The sequence below is a fragment of the Streptomyces sp. 3MP-14 genome (genome assembly GCF_006334905.2).
In the GTDB taxonomy this organism is placed as follows: Bacteria; Actinomycetota; Actinomycetes; order Streptomycetales; family Streptomycetaceae; genus Streptomyces; species Streptomyces triticirhizae.
Genome location: NZ_VDLZ02000007.1, coordinates 148,321 through 160,835 on the forward strand (window position 1 = coordinate 148,321; position 12,515 = coordinate 160,835).

Annotated in this window: 11 protein-coding genes; 5 read left to right on the forward strand and 6 right to left on the reverse strand. The window is 73.1% G+C overall.

Translation table 11 applies throughout. From position 1 onward, the window contains the following. Positions 1–14: 14 nt before the first annotated feature. A complete protein-coding gene (gene glp, locus FH609_RS13680) occupies positions 15–1,379 on the reverse strand; it encodes a gephyrin-like molybdotransferase Glp (protein WP_264372774.1) in 1,365 nt (454 codons plus the stop codon). After that, on the reverse strand, positions 1,372–2,283 hold the full coding sequence (gene galU, locus FH609_RS13685; protein ID WP_139669250.1) for a UTP--glucose-1-phosphate uridylyltransferase GalU: 912 nt from the start codon (positions 2,281–2,283) through the stop codon (positions 1,372–1,374). Before galU ends, glp begins: the two co-directional genes overlap by 8 nt. 251 nt (positions 2,284–2,534) lie before the next feature. Between galU and FH609_RS13690 the strand changes: the two genes are divergently transcribed. Continuing rightward, entirely contained in the window at positions 2,535–3,146 is a 612-nt protein-coding gene (locus FH609_RS13690) for a 5-formyltetrahydrofolate cyclo-ligase (protein ID WP_139669252.1), read from the forward strand. 81 nt (positions 3,147–3,227) lie between these two features. On the opposite strand, the gene FH609_RS13695 is transcribed toward FH609_RS13690, so the two are convergent. Continuing rightward, on the reverse strand, positions 3,228–5,945 hold the full coding sequence (locus FH609_RS13695; RefSeq protein WP_139669253.1) for a penicillin acylase family protein: 2,718 nt from the start codon (positions 5,943–5,945) through the stop codon (positions 3,228–3,230). A 180-nt stretch (positions 5,946–6,125) separates the two neighbouring features. Between FH609_RS13695 and FH609_RS13700 the strand changes: the two genes are divergently transcribed. From FH609_RS13700 to FH609_RS13715, 4 genes are all read left to right on the forward strand, one after another. After that, positions 6,126–6,515, forward strand: coding sequence for an FmdB family zinc ribbon protein (locus tag FH609_RS13700; protein ID WP_139669256.1), 390 nt, complete (start codon positions 6,126–6,128; stop codon positions 6,513–6,515). Then, on the forward strand, positions 6,512–7,420 hold the full coding sequence (locus tag FH609_RS13705; protein ID WP_139669258.1) for an S-methyl-5'-thioadenosine phosphorylase: 909 nt from the start codon (positions 6,512–6,514) through the stop codon (positions 7,418–7,420). The genes FH609_RS13700 and FH609_RS13705 overlap by 4 nt, the downstream gene beginning before the upstream one ends. A gap of 396 nt (positions 7,421–7,816) precedes the next feature. Further along, complete coding sequence (locus FH609_RS13710; protein WP_226961637.1) at positions 7,817–8,386, forward strand: hypothetical protein; 570 nt, start codon at positions 7,817–7,819, stop codon at positions 8,384–8,386. A 210-nt stretch (positions 8,387–8,596) separates the two neighbouring features. After that, positions 8,597–9,103 (forward strand): MscL family protein, encoded by a 507-nt coding sequence (locus tag FH609_RS13715; RefSeq protein WP_405379025.1) that lies wholly within the window; start codon positions 8,597–8,599, stop codon positions 9,101–9,103. Positions 9,104–9,123: 20 nt separating this feature from the next. On the opposite strand, the gene FH609_RS13720 is transcribed toward FH609_RS13715, so the two are convergent. From FH609_RS13720 to FH609_RS13730, 3 genes are all read right to left on the reverse strand, one after another. Beyond that, positions 9,124–9,789, reverse strand: coding sequence for an AMP-binding protein (locus FH609_RS13720; RefSeq protein ID WP_193317954.1), 666 nt, complete (start codon positions 9,787–9,789; stop codon positions 9,124–9,126). Between the two features lie 387 nt (positions 9,790–10,176). Next, the gene (locus tag FH609_RS13725; RefSeq protein ID WP_139669262.1) at positions 10,177–11,709 is read right to left on the reverse strand and encodes an MFS transporter; all 1,533 of its coding nucleotides are present in this window, start codon (positions 11,707–11,709) and stop codon (positions 10,177–10,179) included. 155 nt (positions 11,710–11,864) lie between these two features. Then, complete coding sequence (locus FH609_RS13730) at positions 11,865–12,515, reverse strand: TetR/AcrR family transcriptional regulator (RefSeq protein WP_139669264.1); 651 nt, start codon at positions 12,513–12,515, stop codon at positions 11,865–11,867.

Sequence of the window (12,515 nt, forward strand, 5' to 3'; positions counted from 1 at the left end):
CGGTACCCCTCCGCTCACCCCAGGAGCACCACCGCGAACTCCCCACCGGGGGCGGCCTGAGTGGTGTCCTCGGGGATCTCGATCAGGGCGTCGGCCCGGGCCAGCGCGGCGACCAGGTGCGAGTCGGCCGCGCCCACCGGCCGCACCGTGCCGGGCCCGGTGCCCGATGCGGGCGGCTCGTACCGCCCGCGCAGGTACTGTCGCCGGCCGCCGGGGGACGGCAGCGGGGCGTCGGCCAGCAGCCGGGCCCTGGCGCGCGGCCGGGTCAGCGTCCCGCCCGGGTGTCCGGCCAGCGCGCGGAGCGCCGGGCGGACGAACAGCTCGAACGAGACATACGCGGAGACCGGGTTCCCCGGAAGCGCGAAGAGCGGGGAACGCGCGCTGCCGACCAGCCCGAAGCCCTGGGGCTTGCCCGGCTGCATGGCGAGCCTGCGGAACGTCACCGAGCCGAACGCCGGGTCCAGGTCCGTCAGCGCCTCCTTGACCACGTCGTAGGCGCCGACGCTGACCCCGCCGCTGGTCACCAGCAGGTCGGCGCTGGCCAGTTGGTCCTCCAGCGTGGCGCGCAGCGTGCCCGGGTCGTCGGCCACGGCCGCCACCCGGTGCGCGACGGCGCCCGCGTCCCTGGCGGCGGCGGCCAGCATGAAGCTGTTCGAGTCATGGATCTGCCCCGGGCCCAACGGGGCGCCCGGCGGGACCAGTTCGCTGCCGGTGGAGAGCACCACCACGCGCGGGCGCGGCCGGACCGGCACGGAGGCGCGGCCCAGCGCGGCGAGCAGGCCGAGCTGCGGCGGGCCCAGCGGGGTGCCGGCGGTCAGCGCGACCGTCCCCAGCGCGGCGTCGCTGCCCCGGGCGCGCACGAACTGTCCGCGCGCCGGCGCGCGGTGCACCCGCACCTCGGCGCCCGCCGGGCCCGTCATGTCCACGGCCGGGCCGCCGCCGGTCCCGCCGTCCGTCCACTCCACCGGGACCACGGCCTCCGCGCCGGGCGGCAGTGGCGCGCCCGTCATGATCCGCGCCGCCTGCCCCGGCCCGACCCGGGGCAGCGTCCCGCTGCCGGCGGCCACCTCGCCGACCACGCTCAACACGGCGGGGAACGCCTCGCTGGCGCCGTCCACGTCGGCGACCCGCACGGCGTAGCCGTCCATCGAGCTGTTGTCGAACGGCGGCAGCGCGGCCGGCACGGTGACGTCCTCGGTGAGCAGGCAGCCCTGGGCGTCCAGCAGCGGCAGCTCGATGGGCTCCAGGGGGCGGACCGCGCTGAGCACGTCCGCCAGGTGCTCGTCGACCGACCAGGGGCCGGTGGGGGAACGGACGCCGGGCGCTGGCCCGCCGTTGCCCCCGGCGTGGTCCCCGGCCTGGCCGTGGCTGTCAGTCAAGGCGCGGCAACTCCTCCGCCACATAGGTCCGCAGCCAGGACCGGAACTCCGGGCCCAGGTCGGGCCGTTCGCAGGCCAGCCGGACGATGGACCGCAGATAGTCGGCGCGGTCGCCGGTGTCGTAGCGCCGGCCCTTGAACGTCACCCCGTGCACCGGGCCGCCGAGGCCCGGGTCGGCGGCCATGGCCTGGAGGGCGTCGGTGATCTGGATCTCGCCGCCCCTGCCCGGCGCCGTCTGGGCGAGCACCCGGAAGACGACCGGGTCCAGGACATAGCGCCCGATCACCGCGTACGAGCTGGGCGCCTCGCCGCTCGGCGGCTTCTCGACCAGGCCCGTCACCCGCAGCACGCCGTCCGCCGCCGGTTCGACGGCCGCGCAGCCGTAGAGGTGGATCTGCTCGGGCGCCACCTCCATCAGCGCGATCACGCTGCCGCCGTGGCGTTCCCTCACCTTGATCATCTCGGTGAGGAGCGGGTCGCGCGGGTCGATCAGGTCGTCGCCGAGGAGGACGGCGAACGGCTGGTCGCCGACGTGGGGTTCGGCGCAGAGCACCGCGTGGCCAAGGCCCTTGGGGTCGCCCTGGCGGACGTAGTGCATGGTGGCGAGGGCCGTCGACTGCTGGACGCGGGCGAGACGTTCGCTGTCGCCCTTGCGGCGGAGCGCGTCCTCCAGCTCGTAGTTGCGGTCGAAGTGGTCCTCCAGGGCGCGCTTGTTGCGGCCGGTGACCATCAGAACGTCCGTCAGGCCGGCGGCCGTCGCCTCCTCGACCACGTACTGGATCGCCGGCTGGTCGACCACCGGCAGCATTTCCTTGGGCGTGGCCTTGGTCGCCGGAAGAAACCGAGTGCCGAGACCGGCGGCGGGAATGACAGCCTTGCTGATCCGGGGGCGTGCTGAGGTCATGCCGGTCACTTTATCCATCTGGCCTGTGTGTTCCCGACACTTGCCCCGGAGGCGTCGTGTTGTGAACAGTTTTGGCGTGTGGGGTGCCTACTGGTTACGTGCCGCTTATCGAACGGTGTGGTGGAAGGGACGGTTGTGAAACCAAAGACGCGGAGCGCACGGCGGGGCGGTGCGCGAGGGACCGGGGCGACCAGCCGTCCGACGGTGACGGCGGCCCGGACGGGGCGCACGGCGGGAACGGGGGCGGTGGCATGGCGGTGACTGACTCGGCCCGGCTCAAGCGCGCGCTGCGCCGCGACCTGTCGGCGGTGCGGGCGGCGCTGGCCGACGACGAGGTGGCCCAGGCGGCCGAGGCGCTGGCCGAACGGGCCCTGGAGCTGCCGGAGTTGGCCGAGGCCGGCACGGTGGCCGCCTATGTCTCGGTGGGGCGTGAACCGGGCACCGGGCCGCTGTTGCGCGCGCTGCGCGAGCGGGGCGTGCAGGTGCTGCTGCCGGTGCTGCTCGCGGACAACGACCTGGACTGGGCGGAGTTCGAGGGCCACGGCCGGCTGGTCGAGGCCGAACACGCCGGCCGCGTCCGCCTGTTGGAGCCGTCCGGCCGCCGTCTCGGCCCCGACGCCGTGACCTGGGCCGACACCGTTCTGCTGCCCGGCCTCGCGGTGGACGGGCGCGGGGTGCGCATGGGGCGCGGCGGCGGCTCCTACGACCGCGCGCTGGCCAGGCTCGCCGAGTCCGGGGCCGATCCCGCGCTGGTGGCGCTGGTCTACGGGCACGAGGTCGTCGACGTGGTGCCCGACGAGCCCCATGACCGGCGCGTGCACGCGGCGCTCACGCCGGAGGGCGTGCACCGGTTCACGCGGTGAACCGGTGCGCACCCTCCGGCCCACCGTGCGCCGGCCCACCGTGCGCCGGCGCAGCGCACCCCGGCCCGCCGCGCGGCGTGGTCAGCCTCCGGCGGCCGGGGTCAGGTTGAGGGTGTTGCTCGACCGTTCGGTGACCGCCTCCTGGCTGCTGGGCCAGGGCAGGTACTCGCCCCTGGCCCAGAGGTCGGTCTGGTCCGTGTAGTTGGCGTGGTAGGCGTGGCCGGACGCGCCCGTGAGGTTGATCCAGAGCGACTCGTCGAGGTCGTCGAGGTTGACGATCATGCGCATCGACGGCACCCAGGTCACGTCGTAGCCGCCGGCCGCGTTCCATCCGGTGGCGTCCACCGCGTCGGAGCCGCCGGCCATGTTCCACGGGCCCCGGTTGAGCAACCACTGAACCGGGCCAGGGCCCTCGGTGCCGAGCGTCTGGTTGTTGAGCATCAGCTGGTGCAGCCGGCCCCAGCTCCAGGTGTCGATGTCCTTGCCCAGCTCGGCCGTCAGCTCCCAGCGGGCGTCGCGCATGGCCCGCGCCAGCAGCTCGTCCAGGTTCTCGGCGCCTGCCGCCTGGGCGGTGGCCGGCGTGCTCCACCACTCGCTGTCCGGCTCCTCCAACAGGTTGCGCACCACCTCGAACCAGCGGTCGCCGCCGTCCGGTTGGGCCGTGTCGGGGGAGCGCTCGCCGCACTCCTCGACCAGCCGCTCCTCGCCGTCGAGGTCCTCCATCGGCTCGGAGTCGTCGGCCGGCCGCACCCACAGGCACTGGTCCTCGACCCGCAGCTCCTTGGGCATCTTGTTGCCGAAGGCCAGCTGGAGCAGGTTGCGCCAGACCGCGTTGTAGTAGGCGGCGCCCGGCGAGTCGGAGTCCTGGCTGAAGTCCCAGCCCTCCAGCAGTTCCTGGGCCTCGCGGACATAGGGATCGGAGATGTCGATCTCCAGCAGGCGTGGGACCAGGATCTTGGCCATCTCGTTGCTGTTGTCCAGCTGGATGTCCTGCATGTCGCCCATCGAGATCTTGCCGCCGTCCTCGACGGTGGTCTGGATCAGGTCCTCGATGCGCTGGCTGCGGGTGCCGTAGCTCCAGTCGTCGGTGAGGTGGTAGGCGTAGTCGTCCGGGGAGATCACCGCCTGGTTGGCGGTGACGATGTAGCCGCGCTCGGGGTTGAACTCCCAGGGAAGCTCGTCCTGCGGGATGAACCCGGTCCAGTCGTAGGAGGAGTCCCAGCCCGGCGAGGGGTAACGCCCGTCGCCCGCGCCCCTGATGGGGATCTGGCCCGGGGTCTGGTAGCCGATGTTGCCCTCGGTGTCCGCGTAGATCAGGTTCTGCGAGGGCACGGCGAAGTCCTGGGCGGCGGCGCGGAACTCGTCCCAGTCGCGGGCGGCGTTGAGCCCGAAGACGGCGTCCATCGTGTTGGAGGGCCGCAGCGCCGTCCAGTTGAGCGAGACCGCGTAGCCGCTGCCCCGGTCGGGAGCGCCGGCGTCCACGGGCGCGCTGTTCCCCAGGGCCTCCAACTCCTCGTGCCGGTCCGAGACGATGGGCCCGTTGACGGTGGAACGAACGGTGATCTCCCTGGTCTCCCCGCCGGCCACCCGAATCTCCTCGGTTCGGGTGTCATAGGGAACCTGTTCACCGTCGCGCAGATAGTTGCCGTGGTCGAGCTTCTCCAGACGCAGGTCGGTCACGTCGGCGCCCAGATTGGTCAGGCCCCAGGCGATGTCCTGGTTGTGGCCGATTATCACGCCCGGCATTCCGGAGAACGTGAAGCCCGAGACGTCGAACGGGCACTCCTCGGTCACCTCGGAACAGTGCAGCCCCATCTGGTACCAGACGCCGGGCAGCGAGGGGGCCAGGTGCGGGTCGTTGGCCAGCAGCGGCTTGCCGGTGGTGGTGTAGTCGCCGTGCACCACCCAGGAGTTGGAGCCGATGCCCGAGCCGTTGGTGCCCAGCAGCGCGGGGATCTCGTCGAGGGTCTCGGAGAGCGAGCCGAGCTGGGTGGTGACGCCGTCGGCCGCGTCCTGGACGCCGTCCGGGTCCTCGACCGGGTCCTCGACCGGGTAGAAGTCGCCGCCGTCCGTGTCCTCGTCCGCGCCGTTCTCGGTCACGATCGGGCGGTTCCGGTCGTACGGGTACTCCGGATAAAGCTCCTCGATCTGTTCCGGAGTGAACCGTTCGGACATGAAGGCGCGGTCGATCTCGTCCTCCATGTTGCCGCGCAGGTCCCAGGCCATCGCCTTGAGCCAGGCCACGGAGTCGACCGGCTGCCACTCCTCGGGCCGGTAGTCGTTGACCAGGTCCAGCGCCGCGTACTCGACGGAGATCTCCTCGCCGCTGTGCTCGGCGAGATAGGCGTTCACGCCCTCCGAGTAGGCGACCAGGAACTCCTTGGTCTCTTCCGACAGTTCGTTGTCGAATTCCTCCTGGGCGACCCGGTGCCAACCGAGCGTGCGGAGAAAGGCGTCGGTCTCGACCTGGTCCTCACCGAACATCTCCGAAAGGCGTCCGGCGGTCATATGCCGCCGCACGTCCATCTCCCAGAACCGGTCCTGGGCGTGCACATAACCCTGGGCGCGGAACAGGTCGGTGGCCGTGTCGCCGTAGAGCTGGGGGATGCCGTTGGCGTCCCGCTCCACCGTCACGGGCGCCGAGAGCCCGTCGATCGCGATCTCCCCCGAGACCTGGGGGAACGACGCGCGCACGGTGGACACACTCCACCAGGCGCCGTAGCCGACACCGGCCACGAGCAGCACGACGAGCGCGATCACGATCAGACGACCGCGTCGCCTGGGCTTCTTGGCGGGCATCTCTGTCCTTCACAGGGCAGCTGAGCGGGTGGAAGCAACCATAGACATACGGCCACTGGGGTGAGCCTACGGGGAGCGTGACGGGCGGGTCACAGGCGACTGCGGTGGACTTCCGGCCCCGGAATGTTGCACGATGGGTCGTCGTTAGCACTCCACAGTGCAGAGTGCCAGGAGGAAGACGTGCCGACCTATCAGTACCAGTGCACCGCGTGCGACGAGGGTCTTGAGGTGGTGCAGAAGTTCACCGACGACGCGCTGACCGAGTGCCCCAGCTGCCAGGGGCGCCTGAAGAAGGTCTACTCGGCGGTCGGCATCGTCTTCAAAGGCTCCGGCTTCTACCGCAACGACAGCCGCAACGCCTCGTCGAGCAGCAGCCCGGCGGGCGGGGGCGCGTCGGGCGGTGGCAAAGGCGAGAAGTCCGACTCCTCCTCCGGTTCTTCCTCCAGTTCCTCCTCTGGGTCCTCGGGTTCCTCCGGGGCTGGCTCCTCGGCGTCGGCGGCCACCTCGGGCGGCGCCGGGCTGACCAGCGGCCCCTCCAAGAGCGCGGGCGCGGCGGCCTCCGCCGCATGAACTCGACCGGTTCCTCCGGGGGCTCTGACTCCGTGAGCGGGGGCTCGGCGAGCGAGGCCGTGACGGTCCCGACGGGCGAGCCGCTCGCCGAGATCGGCGTGATCGGTGGCTCCGGGTTCTACGCGTTCCTGGACGATGTGACCGAGATCACCGTCGACACCCCCTACGGGCCGCCGAGCGACGCGCTGTTCCTCGGCGAGGTCGCGGGGCGGCGCGTGGCGTTTCTGCCCCGGCACGGGCGGGGGCACCACCTCACGCCCGCCCGCATCAACTACCGCGCCAACCTCTGGGCGTTGCGCTCGGTGGGCGTGCGCCAGGTGCTGGGACCCTGCGCCGTGGGCGGGCTGCGCCCCGAGTACGGACCCGGGACCCTGCTGGTGCCCGACCAGCTGGTCGATCGCACCAGGAGCCGCGTCGGCACCTACTTCGACGGCGAGACCCGGCCCGACGGGCAGCGCTCCCGGGTGGTGCACGTCTCGCTCGCCGACCCGTACTGCCCGGCCGGGCGCCGGGTCGCCCTCGACGCGGCGCGCGGGCGTGACTGGGACGCGGTGGACGGCGGCACCATGTGCGTGATCGAGGGGCCGCGCTTCTCGACCCGTGCGGAGTCCCGCTGGCACGCCGCGCAGGGCTGGTCGGTCGTGGGCATGACGGGCCACCCCGAGGCGGCCCTCGCGCGCGAGTTGGAGCTGTGCTACACGTCGCTGGCCCTGGTCACCGACCTGGACGCGGGCGCCGAGGCGGGCGAGGGAGTCTCGCACGCGGAGGTGCTGGAGGTGTTCGGCCGCAACGTGGGGCGGCTGCGGGACGTCCTCTTCGACGTGGTGGGTCGGCTGCCCGAGCGGCGCGACTGTCTGTGCGCCTCGGCGCTGGCTGGCCAGGACCCGGGGATCGCCCTGCCCTGAGGGCCCGGTCGGGGCGCGCGGCGGGCGCGGCGGTTTCACGGCCCAACACCCGCCGGCGCGTGGGGTGTTCGGCCGCCCGGGCGGTGTAGGAGGGGGCGGTCGGCGGCGCTCGCGCGACCGTCGGCGGGGCTCGTACGACCGTTGGTCGGGCTCGCGTGTCACACGTTCGGGTGAGGGGTTTTTCCACAGGCCGAGGGTTGTCCACAGGCCCCAGCGGGATCGGCGCGCGGCGGGCAGGGTGGCGCCATGAACTCCTTCGTCAAGCGTCTGCGGGCCCCCTTCTCTGATCCTGCCGAGCCGCGCGCCGGCGCCGGCCGGGGGGCGCCGGCCGGCCCCGGTTCCCTCGCCGCCGCCGGTGCCCCGCGTCCGTCGGGCGTCACGGGGGTGGAGTCCGTCGTGGTGCCGGCGTTTCCGCCGATCCGGCCACGCGTCGGGCGCCGGCGGCTGTGGCGGCCCGGGCGCGGGCGGCGGCTGTTGGCGGGCGCCTTGGCGCTGGTCGCCTCCGCGCTGCTGACCCTGCTGACGCAGGGCGGCCCGCCTGCGGAGAGGGAGGAAGGCGGCCTGGTCAGCGGGGGTGCTGACGGTCCGCGTGAGTCGAAGAGCGACGGCGGCGAGCGGCCGGCGAGGCCGCCGGAGCCCAGGGTCGTCGAGCTGCCGCTGCGCATCGCCGACCCGGGTTCGCTGCGCCTGCTGGAGGTCGGCGACCGCGTCGATCTCTATGCCGCCGGAGCCTCGGAGGACGGAAGCCCGCCGGCCGTCCCGGGCGCCGCTTCGGGCGCCGGGGAGGCGCGGCTGGTGGCCAGCGGGGTGCGGGTGATCGGGGTGCCCGCGCCGGCGGAGGGCGAGGCGTTCGCCGCGGGGCCGGACGGTCTCGGCGGGCAGCTGGTGGTCTCGGTCGACGCGGAGACGGCGGTCGAGCTGACGGGCGCGGCGGCGGGCTCCCGGCTGGCGGTGGCCCGATGGTGAGGGCGCTGCTGCGGTGGTTTCTGGATTGGACAGCCCGTCCACGCGTGGTGCACGGTGACCGGCACGGATCGACGAGAGCGCACGGACCGCTCGGCGCACCGCGCCCGGGCGGAGCGGCAGGAAGGCACCACGGTGAACCAGGAAGATCGGAGCGGCGGGCAGCGGCTGGCGGGCGTGCGGAACACCCTGGACGGTTTTCGCAGCTTCCTGATGCGGGGGAACGTGGTCGACCTCGCGGTCGCCGTGGTCATCGGAGCCGCCTTCACCAACATCGTGAACTCGGTGGTCGAGGGCGTCATCAACCCCGTGGTGGGAGCCTTCGGCACCCAGAGCCTGGACGACTACGACTCGTGTCTGCGGGGGGTCTGCGACGAGAGCGGCGGCATCTCGATCCGCTGGGGCTCGGTGATCAGCGCCTCACTGACCTTCCTGATCACCGCGGCGGTGGTCTACTTCCTGATGATCCTGCCCATGACCCGGTACCTGGAGCGGCGGCGCGCGAAGCAGCCGGTGGAGCCGGAGGCCAAGACCGACGTGGAGCTGCTGGCGGAGATCCGCGACGAGCTGATCGCCCTGCGGACGGGTGGCGCGGCCGGCGTCGCGGCCCCGGGCGTGGCCTCGGTCGGCGCCCAGCGGCGGGCGCCCGGCGCGGAGACGGGGGAGGCGTCGGGCGAGCGGCGCGAGGGCCCGGGCTCGGCCGAGGGCGACGACGAGTAGCCGGCGGGGCGGCCGTCGTCTCAGATGTGGTGCGGCGGCCGCTCGTCGATCAGGCGCGCCAGGTTGCCGTCGGCGGCGTCCTCGGGCGAGCCCTCGCCCCAGCCGTGGTCGCTGTCGTCGGACGAACGGCCGGCGAGCGGATCGTCGAAGACGAGCCGTTCGGCTCCCTGGCGCTGGTCCTCCGGGTTCAGCTCGCTCATGCGGCCAGGATAAGGCCGGGGCGGCAGGGTGCGGGGGTGCAGCTCCTCGTGCCACCAGCGGTCGCGCCCGGGCTCCCACGGCACGGGCCGGGCGAGCTGCCTGACCACCAGCACCGACCGCACGTCGGGGCACTCCTCCAGGACGCGGTTCATGGCCGACTTCACGGCGTGGACGCGGCCGTCGATCTCGCAGGCGTCGGCGCAGACGACGACCCTGGCCCGGCAGCCGTTGAGCCGGTCGCGGACGAAGCGCTGGTGGTCGCCTATCGGCAGCGTGATGCGTTGGGCACCGATCGCCAGGCAGGCGAGGGTGACCACCACCGACTCCAGGCACATGGGCAGTTGTACGGCGACGGCGTCCCCTTCGGCCACCCCGTGCCGGCGCAGCGTCGTGCCGGCCTTCTCGCCCATGTGCAGCAGCTGGCCGTGGGTGAGGACGTCCGCAGGGCCGGACCAGCGTCCTCCGCCGTGTTGATCTCCCGACATGCCACCAGACTGGTCGGTCGCGCTGGACATCCGATAAACGCCCCATCGACACCGCGAGGGCCGGCGTCAAGCCCTGCTCGGGGGCCCGCTGCGCCGGGCGGTGCGGCTCGGGGGCCCGGTTGTCCACCGGAGGCGGTTGCGGCGCTGTGCGGGTGTCCGCCGGCGGCGGGTGCGGTGCGGGCCGGTGGCCCCGGAGCGTCGGCGCGCGTCCGGGACCACCGCACTGTCCACGCTGCCGCGCCCGCCCCGGCCTCGGCAACCGGAGGCCATGCGAAGGCGCGCGGCCCCCGGTCGAAGGACCGGGCAGGCCGCGCGCCCCTGAGGCGCCCCGGCGGGCGGTGGGGCCGGTTGACAGTGTCCGGCCCCGGCGCCGGGGCGCCCCCGGCGTCAGTGCGCCATGACGGGGGCCGGCTGCCCCTCCAGCTCGCCGTCGGCGTTGAGCACCGGGCCGCCGCTCCTGGGCGCGTTGATCAGCGCGAAGGCGATCACGGCGGCCGCCGCCACGATGGCGAAGCCCCACCAGATCGCGACGCTGTAGCCGTGCACCTCGGACTCCAGGCCCAGCCGCAGCTGGGCGGCCTCGCCGGAGGTTCCGGCGATGCGGGAGGCGAGGTAGCTGCTGCTGGCGCTGGCCGCGATGGTGTTCAGCAGCGCCGTGCCGATGGCGCCGCCGATCTGCTGGGCGGTGTTGACCATGGCCGAGGCCACGCCGGCGTCGGTGGGCCGCACGCCGGACGTCGCCAGGCTCATCCCCGCCATGAAGGAGGTGCCCATGCCGAGCCCCAGCAGGAACTGCGCGGGCAGGATCACCTCGGCGTACGAGGAGTTGAGGTCGAGCTGGGTCAGCCAGAGCATCCCCAGCGCCGCGACGCCCAGGCCGGGCCCCATCAGGTAGCGGGGTGCGAGCCTCGAGGACAGCCGGGGCGCGATCTGGGTGGAGCCGATCACCATGCCGAAGACCATCGGCAGGAAGGCGAAGCCGGTCTCGACCGGGGAGTAGCCCCTGATGCCCTGGAGGTACAGCGTCAGGAAGAGGAACAGCCCGAACATCGCGATCACGGAGAGGGCGAACGCGAGGTAGGTGCCGCCCCGGTTGCGGTCGGTGATCACGCGCAGCGGAAGCAGGGGCGCCCTGACGCGGGACTCGACGATGACGAAGGCGAGCAGCAGCACGGCGGAGGCCACGAAGCTGGCGACGGTCCAGGTCTCGGTCCAGCTCTCGTGCTCGGCGCGGCTGAAGCCGTAGACGAGCGCGACCAGGCCGAGCGTGGCCAGGAGCACCCCGGGCACGTCGAGGGTCGAGCGGTTGCGGGCCTCGGCCGGCTCGCGGATCACCAGCAGGGCGCCGACGACGGCGACGGCGGCGAAGGGCACGTTCACATAGAACGTCCAGCGCCAGTCCAGGTACTCGGTGAGCACGCCGCCGAGCAGCAGGCCGACGGCCGCGCCGGCGCCGGCGATGGCGCCGAAGACGCCGAACGCCTTGGCGCGCTCCTTGGCGTCGGTGAACATCACGGTCAGCAGCGAGAGCGCGGCCGGCGCGAGCAGGGCACCGAAGGCGCCCTGGAGCGCCCGGGCGCCGTACATCATCAGCTCGTTCTGGGCGGCGCCGCCCAGGGCGGAGGCCGCGGCGAAGCCGACGAGGCCCAGCACGAAGGTGCGCTGCCGTCCCCACAGGTCGGAGACCCGGCCGCCGAAGAGCAGCAGGCCACCGAAGGCGAGGGCGTAGGCGGTGATCACCCACTGGCGGTTGCCCGCCGAGATGTCGAGGTCCGCCTGGGCGGTGGGCAGGGCGATGTTCACGATCGTGCCGTCGAGCACGACCATCAGCTGGGCCAGCGCTATGAAGAAGAGGGCTTGCCAGCGTCGAGGGTCGGCGCCGACCGGCGCCTTGCTCAGGGTGGCGTTGTCGGGTGGCATCGGGTGGTTACCTCAATCGGGGAGGGTCAGAAGTGACGGAAGTGGGCCAGGAGAAGACAAGGCTTCGCCGGCAGGGCGTGTCGGGTGAGGGCTGGTGGAAATGACCGGTCGGTGAGGTGGAACTCATCGGTGGCGCGTCGGCCACCGGGGGCCGGTCAGCGGGACTCGTCCTTGAGGTCCGCCAAGTGAGTGGGGTTGCCGGGCAGTTGGCTGCGCGGCGGCGTGCGGAGACCGTCCAGGAAGATCTGGAGGTGTCGCCGGGCGAGGGTGCTGTCGTGGGCGCAGGTGCTGCCCGGCACGGTGAGGGTGAGCCGGCTCACGGCGACCAGCAGGTCCCCCGCTCCGACGTCCTCGCGCAGCTGCCCCGAGGCGTGGGCCCTGGCCAGCAGCTCCTCGGTGACCTTCAGGAACCGCTGGCGGCCGGCGGCCAGTTCGGCCCCGTGCACGTCGACCGAGAGGCTGAGCAGTCCGCAGAGACCGCCCACGCGTTCGTCGGCCGAGTCGAGGATCATCCGGCTGAGGGCCTCGAACGGATCGCGTTCGGACTCCAACGCCTCCTGGGCGCGCTGGGTGATCCGGTCGCTGACGTGGATCAGCACGTGGTGGAGCAGCGACTCCCGGTCGGGGAAGTGCCGGTACACGGTGGCGTTGCCCACCCCGGCGCGGCGGGCGACCTCGTCCAGGGCCACATCCGGCCCCTGCTCGACGATCGCCTCCCGCGCCGCGACCAGGATGCGTTCCCGGTTGCGCGCCGCGTCGGCGCGCAGCGGGGCGCGCGTCCCGCCCCTGGCGATGGTGCTCTCCAC

Coding starts and splice junctions, on each gene's coding strand:
- galU (WP_139669250.1), bottom strand. CDS start 2,283: ATGACCTCAGCACGCCCCCGGATCAGCAAGGCTGTCATTCCCGCCGCC.
- FH609_RS13690 (WP_139669252.1), top strand. CDS start 2,535: ATGGCGGTGACTGACTCGGCCCGGCTCAAGCGCGCGCTGCGCCGCGAC.
- FH609_RS13695 (WP_139669253.1), bottom strand. CDS start 5,945: ATGCCCGCCAAGAAGCCCAGGCGACGCGGTCGTCTGATCGTGATCGCG.
- FH609_RS13705 (WP_139669258.1), top strand. CDS start 6,512: ATGAACTCGACCGGTTCCTCCGGGGGCTCTGACTCCGTGAGCGGGGGC.
- FH609_RS13715 (WP_405379025.1), top strand. CDS start 8,597: ATGCGGGGGAACGTGGTCGACCTCGCGGTCGCCGTGGTCATCGGAGCC.
- FH609_RS13720 (WP_193317954.1), bottom strand. CDS start 9,789: ATGTCGGGAGATCAACACGGCGGAGGACGCTGGTCCGGCCCTGCGGAC.
- FH609_RS13725 (WP_139669262.1), bottom strand. CDS start 11,709: ATGCCACCCGACAACGCCACCCTGAGCAAGGCGCCGGTCGGCGCCGAC.